At 47.1% G+C, this 17,512-nt stretch carries 16 protein-coding genes; 9 read left to right on the top strand and 7 right to left on the bottom strand.

The genetic code is table 11. The features are described 5' to 3' along the window. Positions 1-116 precede the first annotated feature (116 nt). Entirely contained in the window at positions 117-803 is a 687-nt protein-coding gene (locus tag QUA04_RS06945; RefSeq protein WP_333255117.1) for a ComF family protein, read from the bottom strand. Positions 804-875: 72 nt separating this feature from the next. On the opposite strand from QUA04_RS06945, the gene QUA04_RS06940 reads away from it, so the two are divergent. Then, the gene (locus tag QUA04_RS06940) at positions 876-3,362 is read left to right on the top strand and encodes a putative PEP-binding protein (protein ID WP_333255115.1); all 2,487 of its coding nucleotides are present in this window, start codon (positions 876-878) and stop codon (positions 3,360-3,362) included. Positions 3,363-3,541: 179 nt separating this feature from the next. On the opposite strand, the gene QUA04_RS06935 is transcribed toward QUA04_RS06940, so the two are convergent. After that, positions 3,542-3,697, bottom strand: a complete 156-nt coding sequence (locus QUA04_RS06935; protein ID WP_333255113.1) for a hypothetical protein — start codon at positions 3,695-3,697, stop codon at positions 3,542-3,544. A 63-nt stretch (positions 3,698-3,760) separates the two neighbouring features. Here QUA04_RS06935 and QUA04_RS06930 point away from each other — a divergent pair, with 63 nt between their 5' ends. Beyond that, a complete protein-coding gene (locus QUA04_RS06930; RefSeq protein ID WP_333255111.1) occupies positions 3,761-4,207 on the top strand; it encodes a hypothetical protein in 447 nt (148 codons plus the stop codon). 269 nt (positions 4,208-4,476) lie between these two features. Here the strand turns inward: QUA04_RS06930 and QUA04_RS06925 are convergent, their stop codons facing one another. Beyond that, complete coding sequence (locus tag QUA04_RS06925; protein WP_015179076.1) at positions 4,477-4,764, bottom strand: RNA recognition motif domain-containing protein; 288 nt, start codon at positions 4,762-4,764, stop codon at positions 4,477-4,479. 974 nt (positions 4,765-5,738) lie between these two features. Next, positions 5,739-5,957, bottom strand: a complete 219-nt coding sequence (locus QUA04_RS06920; RefSeq protein ID WP_190736419.1) for a hypothetical protein — start codon at positions 5,955-5,957, stop codon at positions 5,739-5,741. 165 nt (positions 5,958-6,122) lie between these two features. Between QUA04_RS06920 and egtC the strand changes: the two genes are divergently transcribed. The 3 genes from egtC (at position 6,123) to egtD (ending at position 9,617) form a co-directional block, all read left to right on the top strand. Continuing rightward, on the top strand, positions 6,123-6,911 hold the full coding sequence (egtC, locus tag QUA04_RS06915) for an ergothioneine biosynthesis protein EgtC (RefSeq protein ID WP_333255108.1): 789 nt from the start codon (positions 6,123-6,125) through the stop codon (positions 6,909-6,911). Continuing rightward, on the top strand, positions 6,883-8,190 hold the full coding sequence (locus tag QUA04_RS06910) for an ergothioneine biosynthesis protein EgtB (RefSeq protein ID WP_333255105.1): 1,308 nt from the start codon (positions 6,883-6,885) through the stop codon (positions 8,188-8,190). Before egtC ends, QUA04_RS06910 begins: the two co-directional genes overlap by 29 nt. Before the next feature lie 380 nt (positions 8,191-8,570). Further along, positions 8,571-9,617: an L-histidine N(alpha)-methyltransferase gene (egtD, locus tag QUA04_RS06905; protein ID WP_333255103.1), complete on the top strand. Its 1,047-nt coding sequence runs from the start codon at positions 8,571-8,573 to the stop codon at positions 9,615-9,617. Positions 9,618-9,736: 119 nt separating this feature from the next. Here the strand turns inward: egtD and QUA04_RS06900 are convergent, their stop codons facing one another. Together QUA04_RS06900 and QUA04_RS06895 are read right to left on the bottom strand one after the other, a co-directional pair. Beyond that, on the bottom strand, positions 9,737-10,348 hold the full coding sequence (locus QUA04_RS06900; protein ID WP_172191765.1) for a hypothetical protein: 612 nt from the start codon (positions 10,346-10,348) through the stop codon (positions 9,737-9,739). Positions 10,349-10,757: 409 nt separating this feature from the next. Further along, entirely contained in the window at positions 10,758-11,069 is a 312-nt protein-coding gene (locus QUA04_RS06895) for an RNA-binding protein (RefSeq protein WP_333255101.1), read from the bottom strand. A 964-nt stretch (positions 11,070-12,033) separates the two neighbouring features. Here QUA04_RS06895 and QUA04_RS06890 point away from each other — a divergent pair. The 4 genes from QUA04_RS06890 to QUA04_RS29915 all read left to right on the top strand — a co-directional run bounded on the left by QUA04_RS06890 (position 12,034) and on the right by QUA04_RS29915 (position 15,485). Next, the gene (locus tag QUA04_RS06890; protein WP_333255099.1) at positions 12,034-12,843 is read left to right on the top strand and encodes an SDR family NAD(P)-dependent oxidoreductase; all 810 of its coding nucleotides are present in this window, start codon (positions 12,034-12,036) and stop codon (positions 12,841-12,843) included. A gap of 219 nt (positions 12,844-13,062) precedes the next feature. Next, positions 13,063-13,899 carry an MBL fold metallo-hydrolase gene (locus QUA04_RS06885; RefSeq protein ID WP_333255097.1) on the top strand — a complete coding sequence of 279 codons (837 nt, stop codon included), beginning with the start codon at positions 13,063-13,065 and terminating at the stop codon, positions 13,897-13,899. 157 nt (positions 13,900-14,056) lie between these two features. Then, positions 14,057-15,121 carry an aldo/keto reductase gene (locus QUA04_RS06880; protein ID WP_333255095.1) on the top strand — a complete coding sequence of 355 codons (1,065 nt, stop codon included), beginning with the start codon at positions 14,057-14,059 and terminating at the stop codon, positions 15,119-15,121. A gap of 199 nt (positions 15,122-15,320) precedes the next feature. Next, a complete protein-coding gene (locus QUA04_RS29915) occupies positions 15,321-15,485 on the top strand; it encodes a transposase (RefSeq protein WP_445242294.1) in 165 nt (54 codons plus the stop codon). Between the two features lie 277 nt (positions 15,486-15,762). Here QUA04_RS29915 and QUA04_RS06875 read toward each other — a convergent pair whose 3' ends face one another. After that, on the bottom strand, positions 15,763-17,445 hold the full coding sequence (locus QUA04_RS06875) for a tetratricopeptide repeat protein (protein WP_333255093.1): 1,683 nt from the start codon (positions 17,443-17,445) through the stop codon (positions 15,763-15,765). Positions 17,446-17,512 lie beyond the last annotated feature (67 nt).

Raw genomic sequence — 17,512 nt, 5'->3', positions numbered from 1 at the left:
TTCCTTCGGGGACTTCGCGTCTTCGCGGTTCGTTTTCCCAAAAAAATCTTATTAGCAAATCCTGATCAATAACATTCCATCACTACCAACCTGTTTAAAATTAAAGACAAAATAGCCTACCGATCGCTCTTATTCGGAGTTGCAAGTGCCACAGTTCCGTAAACCGAAATTCCCGACAGTTTCAATATTTGAATTGCCGACTTAACCGTAGTACCGCTAGTGTAAATATCATCAACTAACAGCACGCGCGAGCGCGTGAGCCGGCGGCGAAAATCTTTCCCCAAACTTAAAGCATTTTTCATTTCCGCTTGGCGCTGCTGTGGCGTCAGAGCGAATAAAGCCTGAGTATTTTTCACCCGCTCCAAACCGTGCCGCTGCAAAGGCAAACCAGTCAGCTCGCAAAAACTTTCAGCCAAAAGTTCCGCCTGGTTAAAACCGCGCTCCTTGAGCTTTTCTTGGTGCAGGGGAATCGGTACAACTGTTAAATTGTCTATAGCTAATTCGGGAAAACTCAGCCAAGCTTCCGCCAGCCAGCCGCCTAGAGGTTTGGCTAATTGCGGATTGCCGTCATATTTCAAAGCTGCGATCGCCCGTTTGAGAGCCCCGCCGTACTCACCCCACACAAAAACACGCTGCTCTGAATGCCAAAATCGACCCGGATCGCTTAACTGACATCGCTGAAGTTGCTTGTGACAGTACAAACAAAACTCTCCGGCGGCCGGTCGCTGACAAAGAGGACAGTTAGACTTAAGAAATAGATTGAGAAAAGATTTGACTAATCCCGTCCATTGTCGCTTGTTCATCCTAAAATTGTCGTAAGTGATTAATGGGAAAAACTTTCAACTTCAATCAGTTTCCACCGACAGGCTCGCAGCGTGAAAAACCTCTACTGGTTAGACAAAATTCAACCTTCAGACAGAGATGCAGTGGGAGAAAAAGCATTTAACTTGAGCTGTTTGCTCCAGAAAAATCATCCCGTTGTACCGGGTTTTGTCGTACCGGCTACCGCATTCTGGCAGTTTTTAGAGTCGATCGACTGGCTAGAACCGCTGTTTGCTGACTGGCCACACTCTTCACTGCACTTGAATGTCGATGAACCCAGACAACTGCAATCGATCGCCCGCAGCATCCGCCACCAAATCCTCGCCGGCCAACTGCCAGATTCACTGCTCTCCACCCTAGAGTCTGCTGTTTCTCAACTCAACTCACAGTCAAACTTAAACTCCACAGCCTTAATTTTTCGCCCTTCCCTGACTTCCTGGAACCCGAAAACAGTCGGCATTCTGGAATCTCAGGCAGTACGGGCAGAGCCCGAAGCCATTGGGGCCGGACTCAAACGAGCTTGGGCAGAAATGTTCAGGGCCCGAAGTCTATTTTACTGGCAGCGGTGCGGCCTGCGGGTACAGCAAATCAATCCCGCAGTTTTGGTGCAGCCACTTCAAGAAGCGATCGCCGCGGGCGAGGTGAAAACAAAGGCGCGTGCACAGTGGGAAATCCAAGCCACCAGCGGTTTGGGATTGTCCCTCGCTAGGGGAGAAACCATCCCCGATTACTATCAAGTGCAGCCAGAAACAACCGCGGTTAAATTCCAGCGGATCGGTTACAAAACATTAGCCTACAATCTCAAAGTCGGCGATGGTGAACCGAAAAAAAAACTGCTGCTGGGCAAGTTTGCTGCTTTCCCAATTCCCGATTCTCCATTTGTAATTCCTGATTTTGCTGACTGTTGCGTGCAAGTTTTAGCGCTGGGAGAGGAAGCACAAACAGAATACGTTTTAGATGACTCGCAACTGCAAGAAATCATTGAATTGAGTAAAAAAGCGATCACAGAATTTGACTCAGATTTAATTTTGGAGTGGACGCTAAACCAGACAGCAAACAGTGGCGAACCGCAGTTTTATTTCACTCAAGTTCGTCTTGTGAAAGGGGAAAAAGTCGCGCCGGTAGAGGAACATCCGATCGCCCTCCCGCATCCAAACTCGATCGCCCCAGCCCGAACTCCTGCGATACTCAGAGGTTTGGCAGCAGCATCAGGAAAAGCCGAAGCAATTGCCCAAGTTATGACTAATTCCCACCCAGAAAACGCGGAATTCTTAGCCGGAGGAATTTTAGTAGCCCGGACAATCGAGCCGAATTGGCTGCCTTGGCTGAAAGTTGCTGCTGGGGTGGTTGCGGAACAAGGAGGCATGACAGGCCACGGCGCCATTTTAGCGAGAGAATTGGGGATTCCTGCCGTTGTGGGAGTGGCTGGGGCCACGCGGGCGATCGCCTCGGGCGATTCCGTGTTGGTAGACGGCGATAGCGGAGAAGTTTTTGCCCTCGCCCAACACGATGCGATCGATATAGCAGACAGCCGCCGACTTCTGGACAGAGCAACAAATGCAGATACTTACAGTACAGCAGCCAAAATGTCAATAGCCAAGCACCAATCTTCAACCTCAGATCGATCGTCCAATTCTGGGCATAAATCTCGACAATCTGAGTCTACTCAATATGTTTGGGGCCCACCAACGGCGACTCAACTGCTAGTTAATGTCAGCCAAACAAGTTCGATTGACCGCCTCAAAAATCTGCCAATAGACGGCATCGGATTGCTGCGATCGGAATTAATGGCATTAGAAGCTTTGGACTGTCAAAACCCCAAAGTTTGGCTACAAGACGGCCGCCAATCGGAATTTGTCGATCGCATGGCGGATTGCCTCAGCTTATTTGCTGCTGCCGTTTCGCCGCGGCCAATATTTTATCGCTCTCTCGATTTACGGGAGTCAGGCGACCACGGCAGTTTCAGTTATACCTTTGAACCGGAATTATTTGATTGGGAACTCTGCGTACTTCAAAAAGTCTGCGAGTCAGGCCATACCAATGTTAATTTAATTTTGCCTTTCGTGCGATCGGTTGACGAGTTTATATACTGCCGCCAGCGCTTAGAAACGGTTTGGAAAAACCGCTCAACAGAGTTTCAAATGTGGATTATGGCGGAAGTTCCTTCGGTGTTATTTTTATTACCAGATTACGTAAAAGCCGGAGTTCAAGGAGTTTCTATCGGCACTAACGATTTAACCCAATTGCTGTTAGGCATTCACCGCAACTCCGACCAGGTAGCAGGTGCTTTCAACGGGCGCGATCGAGCAGTGATGAGGGCGATCGAACAATTAATCAAAGAGGCGAGGGCTGCCGGCATTCCTTGCTCGATCTGCGGCGACGCTCCCGCATTGTATCCCGATACAGTTGAATCCTTCGTGCGGTGGGGAATTTCGTCTATTTCGGTCAATGTCGATGCTGTAGAACAAACTAGCAGGGCGATCGTCCGCGCCGAACAGCGCCTGCTGCTAGAAGCAGCTCGATCGATAATTAACAATTAACCACTTCCAGACTCCCTTGACCCCAGAAATCCGGTTTCTACTCTAAATCATAGCTTTGGCAAGCAGCCACCCGCTCAGAAATCGGATTTCTAGACAACCCGTGCGTCCCGGAATATTAACAACTACAGAAACCCGGTTTCTGAGTAGATATAGCAACCGCCCTGACGGTTAGGAAATTCTTAATTTCTCAAACCCTTGCTTTTATTCCTTTTATTGCTTCTTCCTTCTTCCCTCTTCCTTCTTCCTTCTTCCCTCTTCCTTCTTCCTTCTTCCTTCTTCCTGACATCCGTTACATCCGTTAAATAATCCGTTGCCGAACTTCCTTCTTCCTTCAACTAACATCCGATTTTAAAGCTAGGATAGAAATATCACCAATTCTTGACCCGGAGGTACAAACCGTGAAATCAAAAATTACTGCAACCGCAGCAATACTTGCCGCCCTAACCTTTCTGCATCCTCACCCAGCATTATCTCAACCTGCAACTGACGGTGGCAAAAAACCCGGATTCTGGCAACCTCAAGCGCAGGTTGACAATACTCGCAACATTACCCTCAGACTCTTAAATGAAACTGGATTAAACCTAGAATACGGTCAATCAGGTGCTAGCTTGTCATCCTTGCCCGTCGGAACCAGCAAAAACATCATTGTTCGTATCAGCAATCGCACCGGTGACATTGCCAATATTCCGATTAATGCCACCGGAGGAACCGCAACTTTGAAATATGACTATAACGTTGACTCGCAGACAAACATTGTGACGATTCGCATCACCAGATCAGACCCCCGCACTAGGCAAGACCGGTCAGTTTATATTGATGAAAAAGGGCGAGTTTACTCTTTCTAAGACTAACGCTCATCAACCCGGTTTCTCCTGATAAATTTGGCTTTTAGCAGCGAGGTATCGCGGAAGAAATCGGGTTTCTAGACTAGCGTGCATAAATTCTGTCTTTCTCAAAAAGTTAGGAATCAAGTGCAGCCCATAAAGAAGCGATATTTTTGTGCAGCGGATTTGACATTTCATCCCCAAAATCAACTGCTGTTTGCAATTCGGCGCTAGTGGCGCACTGGTGCATCAGGTGGGTTTCGAGAGGATGTCAACCGCCGCATCGCAGACTAATATCCGTCGTTTCTCTTGATACCTGCGCCTCGATTTCCCTCTTCTTTCGGTTTAGCTTTGTTCACTCGCAAGGGGCGCCCCATCCACTCTGCACCGTCTAATTCGGCAATTGCAGCGTCTTCTTGGGCATCCTCCATCATCTCAACAAATGCAAAACCGCGCATCCGACCGGTTTCCCTGTCGGTAGGCAAGACAACTCGCTTGACTGTGCCGTATTCTGCAAATACTGCTTTCAGGTCTTCTTCGGTGGCGCGGTAAGACAGATTTCCAATGTAGATAGTCATGTCGATCGAACTGAACTTGTTGTGCTATACATAATAACCTGTTAATTTAACTGTCAAGTGCTATCTGGCATACAACTGGGCAATCGACTCTGACTCAAAGGGTTTGCCACACTGACTAACCCTTGGTACTGGCTGCAATAGTTAGCTTAATCAAAACTCATATCCTCACTCATCCGCATGGCGAGTCAGGATATGAGTTTTGGGGCGACGAGGAATCCCACCCCTGAACAATACTTGATTTTAATCTGATCAGTGATAGGTGGGCGACGAATCACCAAGCATCTTCGGAAACAAAGCGACTAACAAGGTATAGCAATCCTCGCATCATTTGTGAATTTCTTACGGACTCCCAGCGGGTTCGGGGAGGGTTGGGGAGGGGTAAAAAATTTACGATTCATTTAGGATTGCTATATAACGGTTCATGAAAATATAATATAAGTTCATTTAAGAAGGAAAATGATACAATTACATTTGAAGCTTTTCTGATCCGGCTACCTACCAAAACTATTGAAAAATGCTTTATTAGTGATGGAGAATGGTCATACAAAGAGGCAAAATAAGTAAAGAAAGTAAGCAAGAAACAAGGGCTAAAGTAATATACTTATCGCCCCCTTCGCCCGATTTATCATAAGCCTGAAAAATTATGGTCAAAACTTAAAAATATTTTCCTTTTTATCAACACAAAAAATTACCAATAATTAGGAAAGGCGATCGAGTTTGCATTGCGTCAACTTTCTCAGCAAAATATTTGGAACTGGTTTACACACTGCTGTTATTGTACTTCATCTATCTGAGAAAGGCTATACGGGAATCGAAAGTGTCTGTGCAAACTTACTAGCGGGGACTGAGAAATTCAGTCTAGCCAAGTGTGGAAATTCCGTAAGGGAAAAACGCGAAAAGCCAAACTGTGAAGTTTGGAAGCCCACGCCATAACTGTAGTCAGTTTGGCGTTGGGAGGATGTTACTGCTTTTCCTTAGTCGATCGAGATTGACTGAGGCCCCGTGCTTTTACCGTTGGTGGGTTCGGCTGGGGGAGTAGTGTAGGAAGTTGAACCAGCTTGCTCGTCGATCCAGCTTTTAACGGGATCTTCGTGAAGGTTGAGTCGAAGCAGGCCAGATAAAAATCCGCCCGCGAAGGCGATCGGCTGTTCGATCAATTCTTTCGCCATTGGGATGAGTTCGTCGAGGAACATTCAAGAGTCTCCTTGTGCTGCAGGGGTTCTACCTTAACTGTATCGTTTGTACTGCGATGCTGGTAGCGGCCTACAAAAAACCTTGTTCCCAGCGCTGAAGATGGGCGATCGGGCAATTTTTCGGCTAATGACTTACAATGCTAATCAAATTGCTGCAAAAATTTTATGTGCCGTTTGCTTGGCTACCTCGGGGAGCCGATTTTACTCGATACTATTCTGTACAAGCCGGAACATTCCCTAATTGTGCAGAGTTACGATCCCCGCGAAATGACTTCTGGCCTACTCAATGCTGACGGTTTTGGTATTGGTTGGTATCACCCGCACCTAGATACTGACCCGTTTACTTATAAAAATGTACAGCCAATTTGGAGCGACGTTAACCTTCCGAGTATCAGTCGATACGTTGAATCCGGATGCGCGATCGGATATGTTCGCAGTGCAACTTCAGGACAAGCTGTAGATTTGAGCAACTGTCAGCCGTTTCAGAACGATCGCCTGCTGTTCGTACACAACGGCTTCGTGAAGAATTTTCGGCAAACTCTTTACAGACCAATTCGCGAGCGGCTCAGCGATACGCTTTATCAATCAATTAACGGCACTACAGATTCAGAGCATATTTTCGGCTTGTTTCTCAATGAATTGACAGCCGCCAATCTCACTCTAGAAGCTGCTTTGCAAAAGTCGCTGAAAACTTTGGCAGAGCTAGCAAACTTTCACCAAGTAGAATTTTCAGCTAATATAATTATCAGCGACGGACACCAGCTCGTTGCCTCTCGCTTTGCTTCCCAAAAAACCCCTCCTTCCCTCTATTGGCTGCGGGACGATTTAAATTTCCCGGATTCTGTCATCATTGCTTCTGAACCTTTATTTGCTGGCAATTGGCACGAGTGTCCAGTCCAGAGCATTATCAGTACCGGAGTAGACCGTGATATCCAAATCTATCCAATCTTGTAGAGAGGCAATTTATCGCGATTTGCAGCAGTGTCGCAACGGCACTTTCAAGCTATTTGCAGACATCGATTATGATACTTTTTGCCGTCAAGCTCATCCTGATTTCAGTCCAGTTGGCTGGCACTTAGGTCACATTGCTTATACTGAGGATTTGTGGCTGTTGCAGCGGTGTGCTGGGTTGAAGCCAGTCTTTCCTCGGTATCACCAACTGTTTGCTGCTGATATTTTGCCTAAAAAACAACGGGTTTTTCTGCCGACGTTACCTGAAGTTGAATTATATCTGGACGCGGTGAGAAAAAAGGTGTTAGATTATTTGGAAGTCGCGCCGATCGACGAGCAAGAACGTCTCTGGCGGTTTATTATTCAGCACGAAAGTCAGCACTGCGAAACAGTTGCTTTCGTGTTGCAAATGCAAAGGAAGAAGGAAGAAGGAAGTTCGGCAACGGATTTGGTAACGGATTTAACGGATTTAACTGACGTAACGGATAGAAGGAATAAGAAAGAGGGAAGATTAATTGCCGATTACCAATTACCAATTACCGAGTCCCCGGCGATTGAAATTCCGGGTGGGGAATTTTACATGGGAAGCGATGCTGCTGAGGCTTTGGATAACGAGCGATCGCGCCACCTGTGTTATTTAGAAGCATACTCGATCGATCGCTATCCCATCACTTGCGGTCAATATCGAAATTTCATGGAATCCGGCGGCTATCAAAATCCTGATTGGTGGTCAGGGGACGGGTGGAAATGGCTGCAATCTGCTAAAGTCGATCGACCGCTGTACTGGTCAGAAAATCCAGCTTTCAACAACCATCCCGTCTGCGGCGTGAGTTGGTACGAAGCCGAAGCTTACTGCAACTTTATCGGCAAGCGTTTGCCATCGGAAGCCGAATGGGAAAAAGCTGCGAGTTGGGATGCCACAAATCAAACATATCGCATCTATCCTTGGGGAGAGGAACAGCCAAACGGCAGCCTGTGCAATCACGGCAATAATATTGCAAATACCTCACCAGTTGATGCCTTTCCCAAAGGAGCAAGCGCGGCGGGTTGCTGGGATATGTTGGGCAATGTTTGGGAATGGACTGCTTCAACTTTTGACGCCTATCCGGGATTTGAAAGTTATCCTTACAGGGGATATTCTCAAGTTTATTTTGATGGAGAACACCGGGTTTTGAAAGGCGGGAGTTGGGCGACTTTTCCTCAGGCACTGCGATCGAGTTTTCGGAATTGGTATTATCCGGGCGTGCGGCAAATTATTGCTGGTTTTCGGTGCGCTAAGTAGTTGGCTAGGTAATTATAATTACCATAAGATTTGTTCATAGTAAGGAATTTATTCATCGGACTTTTCAGATGACCAAATTCCTTAATACTTGTCTTAGAAAGCTGATTTGACGAACATCAGATAAATGACTGGAGAGGGAATTGGGGACAAAATTTGTTTGTGAAATGCCCAACTTTTTTCCATGTAACAAGCTCAAAGAAAACAAGTTTGGTTAAGTATTCAATAAATTTTGTGTATAAACTTTAAGTTTTAATTGTGGATGCGATCGCCATCCGGTGAGAAAATACAGAATCCAGAGCCGCATGAAAAATCTGACTTGAGCGCGATATTTTGCAACGCAACTGCGTGCTATACCGATATGTGCATCTAAAAATTACTTTATGAAATCCCCAAGACTGTCCGATACGACAAACTCAGCCTTAACGAAGGAAAACCGGCTGCACTTAGAGCGACTGGTGAGCGCTGCGGCACTGACACCGGCAGAAATCAATGCTGGCAGCGATGTAGTTAGCGGGTTGACTCAAACCCCCAAATCCCTGCCTCCAAAGTATTTCTACGACGATCGCGGCTCAAACCTGTTCGAGTTGATTTGCCAGTTGCCAGAATACTACCTGACACGCACTGAGACGGCGATTTTGCAGGGGTGCGCGGGGGCGATCGCCAATTTAACAGGCCCCTGCGAAATTGTGGAACTCGGCAGCGGCAGTTCCACCAAAACTCGGATTCTCCTCGATGCTTACAGTCAACTGGAATATCCCCTGCATTATTTGCCGATCGACATCAGTCCTACTATCCTAGAAAGCAGCGCTTGTCAACTGTTGGCCGATTATCCGTCGCTCCAGATTCACGGACTTGTCAGCACTTACGAATTAGCCTTAGCTAAAATTGCACCGTCGCCGTTGCCAACCCGAATGATTTGCTTTCTAGGCAGTACCCTCGGCAATCTCAACGCTCAAGAATGCGATTTGTTCTTCTCGCAAATTGTCGGTGCATTGCAGGCGGGAGAGTATTTTTTGCTGGGAATTGACTTGGACAAATCTAAGGATATTTTAGAGCCTGCATACGATGATAGTCAAGGAGTAACGGCAGCATTTAACTTGAATATGCTGCGGCATTTAAATCGAAAATTCGAGGGAAATTTTGATTTAGCACAGTTCGAGCATTGGGCTTTTTACAATCAAGAGGAATGTCAAATTGAAATGCACTTAAAAAGTAAAAAAGCGCAAACAGTGCAGTTGCGCGCTCTCAATTTAACGGTTGAATTTGCAGCGGGAGAAACTATCCGCAGCGAAATATCGCGCAAGTTTAATCTCAATAATGTAAAAAAAGAACTTTCGCAGCGTGGTTTAATGCCAGTGCAGGTTTGGACAGATCCAAATCAGTGGTTTGCCTTGATGCTTTGTCAGATGTCAGAAGTTAATAAGTGAGTTCTTCAGATATTACCAACACTCAGGACACGGCACGGCGCCGTGTCCTCAATTTCTGTGTTGTCGAGGGTTCTGAATTCAGCTTATCCTCTTAGCAATTACCAATTCCCCATTCCCAATTAACAAATCGGCCGCTGTCCGGGTTTGACGGCGTGAATGTACTCGCTGCCCGAGGTCGGCCATCCCCGTTTATAATAAGCTTCCTCCGGCTTCCCCCACCCCAACTGCAACAAAATTTCTAGAAAATCCAACTTTTCCCACTTCGAGAGACTGGCCCATTCTGTGCGCTGGGCTATAGCCTCTACATCAACCGGCTCGATTGATCGAAAATCCTTCCCGCTGTTAATGCTTAAATACAAATCCATCCCGGCAGTTACCTGCTGCCAGAATTCCAACATAGCAATCTTAGCTGCCTTCAACGTAATCAAATCAACCGGTAGAGCTATTAATTCGTCATCCACTGCTGGATAGCGTAGAGTATTGCCTTTAACCGCCATTTCCCGCCAGACAATCCCAGAAACTTGATGTTCCCGCTGGTATTCGTGCACGGCCGCCTTAAAATTTTGATAAGCAGTGAACTTCTGAACTCCCTCTGATTTGAGAAATCGGTCAATCACGGGGTTGCCTGTAGCAGGAGTTTCAGTCAAATTGAGACGCCGCCCATGCAAGCAGGCTTGGCGCTCTTCTTCGAGGATTTTAATGAGTTCCGCCGTGCTGTAGACCTTGGACATCTTTATTGAGGCAAAATCAAGATATTGGCTGATATTCGGCTGGTTTTCTCGACTAATTTTCGGTAAAGATAGTTTGGCTGTTCTGGGAAATATTCAGTTTTGCCGTTATTCTAACTTTTCTTGCTGCTTAATTCTAGTTTGATAGTTTACAGGAGTCGAGCCGCGAAATCCCGACAGGCTCTTAAAAAAAGCAGTTAAGAGGGTATCGAATCACGAACTAGAGTGGGAACTGCACCGCAGACGTACCTCGCGGGATTTTTCGCCAAAAACAAAGCCCCCTCCAAGGAGGGGGCAAAACTGATTGAGAGGTTTGGGAGTTTTATTTGATGAGTCGATCAAACAACCCGAAAAAAAAGCAGCATTCGCACCTGCCGTCAACTACCAAAACTCAAATTTTCAGTGTCAAAGCTTAGTAGCGTCGTGAAGAGCGATCTTTGTCGCCCCAGCCACCGCCGCCGCCCGACGAGCGTTTGTTGTCTTCGCGAGGTTTGGCTTTGTTGACTTTCAAGTCGCGGCCCATCCATTCAGCACCATCTAGAGCTGCGATGGCTGCTGCTTCTTCTGCCTCGCTTGCCATTTCCACAAAAGCAAAACCCCGCATCCTGCCTGTTTCCCGGTCCACTGGCACTTGGACGCGGCTTACAGTACCGTACTCGGCAAATACTTCGTTGAGGTCGTCTGATGTTACCTCATATGAAAGATTACCCACGTAAATCGACATAAAATCTCCAGAATCATTAGGGTGCAGAGACTTAGATTCGGAGAGACGCTTGTAAATAAACACCAACAAACTACGCAACCGAATTTAATTCTTGGAAAACCACTATAACATGAAGCCAGCAGAATCAGCAATTGGCTGTCATAATTTTCAATTTTCGGTGCCGTCGGGCAATCGCCAACAGAAAGTATTCGTGATAACTGACATCTTACACTCTTGGCGTCATCCACTTGGTTTCTTGCTGCGTGATCGACCTGATATCTGAGATTTGTCGTCGCTGTTACCAGGTTGATTGGGTCTGATTGAGAACAGTGCCTGAGATTCAGTTATAACTGACATCAGTCACTGTTATCCCTGGGCAAGCCTCCTGCCCGTTCCACCAGAGATAAATGTTTTTAGCCCAGGATTAATCTTCCGAGTCAATCTCCCATCTTCCCTCTCCCGTCTCTCATCGCATCCGATTTAGCGCCAGAGAATGGCGGTTCCCAAATAATTATCAAAAGAGTTATTAGCTATATTTACGCGCCTTTTATACATATTTAGCAATCCTCGCATCATTTGTGAATTTCTTACTTCCTCAGAGCGATTTCGGGGAGGGTTGGGGTGGGGTAAAATTTTTACTATTCCTGCAATGATTGCTAGATAAGCATAATTATTTCTCTAATATTTCCATTTTATTCATTTTTTAAGGCTTTGTGTAGTTTCTCTATTTGCTATTTCTCTAACTCTTTATTTAAGATGATTCTATGCGGTCATTATGCTATCATTTTTACACTAATTATATGAAATCTGTTTTCGCTTATACCGTATTTAAATGCCTAAGAGCTTATGTCCTAGGAAAGATGCGATCGCACTCCTACCTCCCTAGCATTGTAAAAGTTGAAAGCCCACAGTCCACAAAGATTGTCTGGTACAGAGAAAAGCAAGTCTAGACAAACGAGCGTGAAGCAGTTACAGAGGATTTTAGATGGTTATAAACAGTTCTTTGACCCGGCCCTTGGCTGTCGTGACGGGTGCCTCTAACGGTATCGGCTACGAACTCGCCAAACAGTTCGCTCAAAACGGATTCGATCTCCTAGTCACCGCCACCGGAGCGAGCATCAATGAAGCGGCTCAAGCCTTTGAGGGGCTCGGTGCCAAAGTCGAGACAGTGCAGGCAGACCTCGCTACCTACGACGGTGTTGAGACACTCTACAACCAGATTAAAGCGACTAATCGGCCAGTGGACGCGATCGCAATTAATGCCGGTGTCGGCGTCGGGGGCGACTTTGCCCGCGAGACAGACTTGAAGGACGAACTAAATCTGATTAACCTCAACGTTGTCTCGTCTGTGCATTTGGCTAAACGGGTAGTTAAGGATATGGTCGATCGCGGTCAGGGACGGATTCTATTCACTTCGTCCATTGCCGCCCTAATGCCCGGGCCATTCGAAGCAGTCTACGCAGCATCCAAAGCCTTCATCCACTCGTTTTCCGAAGGACTCCGCAATGAGTTAAAGGACACAGGTGTCACCGTTACCGCCCTGATGCCAGGGCCGACGGATACCAACTTCTTCCATCGGGCGGGAATGGACGACACGAAGGCGGGCGCAGACAAGAAAGACGACCCGGCCGAAGTTGCCAAGCAGGGCTTCGAGGCGCTGATGGCGGGTAAGGACGACATTATCGCCGGTTCACTCAAGACAAAGATTCTGGCCAGCGCGAGCAAGGTTTTGCCTGATACCGTCAATGCCGAAATGCACCGCCAGCTTACTGAACCGGGTTCTGCCAACCAATAATTTCCGCCCGTTTTACTATTCTTATGTGCAGATTTAAAAAAAGTAAATATCGCAGATAATGGCAAGATTGCCGCCGATAAAAGCGTGTTTACTTCTCCCAGTAGTGACGATTTAGCACAGTTTTCTCACGCGTTCATCAATGCCATTATGCAGCATCGGCCTTGGATGGGAACTGAGGAATAAATGGTTCTCGCCTAAGTAATTTAGTACAGCACATTTATGCAAATTCATCATCTCAATTGTGGCTGTATGTGTCCCATTGGAGGGGCGCTTTTCGATGGCTTCAGTCGCGGTCTGACGGCTCACCTCGTCTGCCACTGTCTGCTCGTTGAAACGAATCAGGGACTGGTTCTGATTGATACCGGCTTCGGATTGCGGGATATCGAGTCGCCTTACTCCAGGCTCAGCCCGTTTTTCGTCCATTTTAATAACATCAAGTTCGATCGCAAGTACACGGCCATCCATCAAATTGAACAGCTCGGATTTTCACCAAGCGATGTGCGCCATATTGTGCTAACCCACCTCGATTTTGATCATGCCGGTGGTCTAGAGGATTTCCCTGAAGCCACGGTACACGTCATGCAGGCTGAAATCGATGCCGCACAGGATCGGCACGGTTTCATCACAAAAAGGCGCTATCGTCCGGGGCAGTGGGATGAAGTCAAACGCTGGAAATACTATTCGGCGGGTGGCGAACCTTGGTTCGGTTTTGAAGCAGTCCGTGACCTCGACGGGTTGCCGCCGGAAATTTTGCTAATCCCGTTGGTGGGGCACACGCGCGGTCATGCTGGCATTGCCATTGATACATCCGAGGGCTGGCTTCTGCACGCAGGTGATGCCTATTTCTACCGACACGAGATGGATGCAGCTAACCGACGCTGCACGCCCGGTCTGCGCGCCTACCAATGGATGATGGAGGTCGATCGCAAGGCTAGGTTGCTCAATCAAGGTCGGCTGCACGAATTATCGGTGCAGCATAGTAAAGATGTGCGCCTGTTTTGCAGTCACGATGCTATTGAGTTAAAAGCCTTCGCTGGCGGGTCTAGGAACTCTTAAAACTAGAAATTTCATCATTACTATTGATTAGGTAAAGTAGGCGGTTGCGGAAGTTGCAGCCGAACTGGGCTTAGGATTTTGAGACATCTTAAATTCAAAACTCTTTAGTGCAGCGAAGCGGTGAGTGAGTCCTAGTAGTTTTTTGAAGGAGGCATTGATGAATATCAGCAGACGCCAGTTGTTAAAGGTAACTTCTGCTTCGGGTTTGGTTGCAGCAGGGCTGGCTGCTTCCGAAGGGTTGTTGAAACCCGTGTTAGCTCAAGATGAAGTGACTCAAGTAGATGTTAAACCTGAAGTAGCCCAAGCTCAAACCCAAAGCGGGGAGATGAGTTACAGGACGCTGGGACGCACCGGAGAGCGAGTGTCTGCAATTGGTTTGGGGGGACACCATATCGGACGGCTTCGAGAGGAGCAAGAAAGTATTAAGCTCATTCGCAGTGCGATCGACCGTGGCATCAATTTCATGGACAACTCCTGGGACTATCATAACGGACGCAGCCACCGCTGGATGGGTGCAGCGCTCAAGGATGGCTACCGGCAAAAGGTGTTTCTGATGACCAAAATTGACGGCCGCACGAAGGGCGCGGCCGCGATGCAGATTGATGAGTCACTGAAAGCGTTGCAGACCGATCGCATTGACCTAATGCAGCATCACGAAATTATTCGGATGGAAGACCCCGATCGCATTTTTGCTCCCGGCGGGGCTATGGAGGCCGTAGTAGAAGCGCAGAAGGCGGGCAAGATTCGCTACATCGGGTTTACAGGACACAAAGACCCTTTGGTTCACCTGCGAGTGATGGAAATTGCCGCTCAAAACAATTTCCGTTTTGATGCGGTACAAATGCCGCTGAACGTGATGGACGCTCATTTTAGAAGTTTTGAGCAACAAGTTCTGCCAGTGCTGGTGAAGAACCAAATAGGTGTATTGGGGATGAAATCTATGGGCGACCCCTACGTGCTTAGAAGTAATACAGTAAGCCCGATCGAATGTCTCCACTATGCGATGAATCTGCCTACTTCAGTCGTGATTACTGGCATTGATAGTATGCAACTCCTCGATCAAGCGTTTGAGGCCGCTCGCACGTTTAAGCCGATGGATCAAGCACAAGTGGCAGCAATGCTGAATCGCACTCGCGAGGCGGCGGCAAAAGGGCAATACGAACTGTATAAAACTACCAACCAATTTGATAGTACCGCCATGAACCCATCGTGGCTAGGATAAGCAGTTTTGTATTATTCATAAGCAAATCTAGGATGAGGCAGAAATTATTTCTTTAGATAACCCACAAAGGCTAGAGGAGAGGTTGTCTCCGGCTCTTTTGGATTGTTTCTAGGGAGCTAGGTTGAGCAGGCTGGGTGAGCCTATTTAACGCCTGAATGAGTGGATTTTTTTCAAAACACGATAATTTCACCACAATGTAATGGAAATTGGTAAGGAAACTAAAAAGCCTGCAGTTGTTTTCATTGATAATGTCCCAGCTCACCAAGTGACTTCGATTGAAACATTGATTCAATCGGTGGGCGCTAGTGTTCTTTACCAATCACCTTATTCACCCAATTTTAATTTTATTGAATATTGGTGGTAACAACTCAAAGCTTTTTTACGTAGGTTTTCAACTTAATCAAGGTTATTTTAACGGACAGAATATCATTAATTATGAGCTAATATCCTGCCGGATATAGCAATACTAATTGTTGTGGGAATTAGATTTTTTTATGAACCGCAGAGGGCGCAGAGAATGCAGAGGGAGAGAGAAGACGGAAAGTTTTTAGTTTTAAGTTAAATAGTTCAAACTTTACCCCAGCGCGGTATTACGAGGAACAAAGCAATTTCAAAACTCAAAACTATTCGTCAATTTCCCCTTACCACTTTCCTGACATCGCGCCCTTGAGTCTCAATTCTTCTCGACTGACTAGAGCTTCGTAGTAATCGGGTTTGATTTCGAGGGCGACTCCGTAAGAGCTAATGGCATCTTGAGTTCGCTGCAATTTCTGCAAAACGTCGCCCCGCTGCGCCCAAGCTTCCCAGTTGTCTGGCTTGAGTTGAATCACTTGGTCAAAAGCGACGAGTGCTTGGGAATAATTCTGCATTTCCCCTAGGATCAAACCTCGGTGTACCCAGCCTTGATAGTTATCCGGCCAGACAGTAATTGCTCGATCGTATGATGCTAGAGCTTGTTCGTACTGCTGCAATTTGGACAAAGCGTTGCCGCGTTTCAACCAAGCTTCAAAATTGTCTGGCACGATTTTTAGTACGCGGTTGTAAGCTGCGACGGCTTCTTCGTAACGCTGCAATTTTTCCAGCGCTGCGCCTTGCTGCAACCCTACTTTTGATGTAATTTCTGCTTCTGAAGTCAGAGAGATTACTTTATCAAAACAGGCGATCGCTTCTTCGTATTGCTGTAATTTTTCCAGAGCTTCGCCTCGCAAGTTCCAAGCTTCTAGAAAATTACCTTCAATTTGTAGGGCATTACTGTAAGCGATAATTGCCTCTTTGTAGCGCTCCAATCCGGCCAGGGCGATGCCTCTACCCAGCCAAGCTTCGGGAAAATTCGGATTAATTTGAATGGCTTGGTCAAAAGCAGCGATCGCCCCTTCAAAATCTCTCGATTCTGACAGTGTTTGACCGCGCCCGATCCATGCTTCGGGATAAAAAGAATTAATTTGAATTGCCCGATCGAAACAAGCAATTGCCGCGTCTGCCCACTGGTGTTTGAGGGCCATTCCTTTATAAAACCAAGCTTCGCAGTCGTTCGGTTGCATTTGCAGTACGCGATCGTAAGCTGTCACCGCTTCTGCATATTTGTGCAATTTTGCTGAAGCAATGCCCCGATTGAACCAAGCCAGACTATTTTGTGGTTGCAGTTGAATGGCGCGATCGTAAGAAGTTACAGCTTCAGCGTAGCGTTCGGCTTTCATCAAAGCCAAACCTCGGTTCAGCCAAGCTTCCCAATTAGTCGGGACGAGTTTCAGCGCGCGCTCGAAAGCGGCCACGGCTTCCGGATAGCGCTCCGCTTGAACCAACACGTTGCCTTGCCGATACCACATGGCGGGCAAATTCGGATGAAGTTGGGTTGCTTTTTTGTAACAGGTTGCGGCTGCATCCCACTGCTGCAATTCCTCTAAAACTCTGCCGCGCTGATACCAAGCTTCGTGCTTTTCTGAATTGATTTGAATTGCGGTGTCGAAAGCCGCGATCGCTTCTGAGTGATTTTGCAAACTTAACAGCCCTGTGCCGCGCAGCATCCAAGCCCAGTATTCTTCGGGATTAATTGCTGTAGCTCGATCGGCGCAGGCTACGGTTTCTGCGTAGGAGTGCAGTTGCTTGTAAGCTTTGCCCAGATTCAGCCACGCTCTGGCCCAGTCCGGCTTAATTTGAACCGCTTTTCCGTAGCACAGGACTGCCGCTTCGTACCTTCCCGATGCGTACAATCTATTGCCCCGATCGTAATCTGGAAATGCTGCAAAAATTCTTAAAATCGGCGGCAGCAGTGCTGGTTGGGGGTTTGAGGAGTTTTCTGTAGCCGAAGTCGAGAGGTCTGGCATACGCCTTTCACATAAAAAATTTAGTGGGATAACAAGCTTGCGGTCTTATATATTAACTTATGCTTTT

Source organism: Microcoleus sp. S13_C5, assembly GCF_036700845.1.
In the GTDB taxonomy this organism is placed as follows: domain Bacteria; phylum Cyanobacteriota; class Cyanobacteriia; order Cyanobacteriales; family Microcoleaceae; genus Microcoleus.
This window is presented reverse-complemented; position numbering and strand designations above follow the sequence as displayed.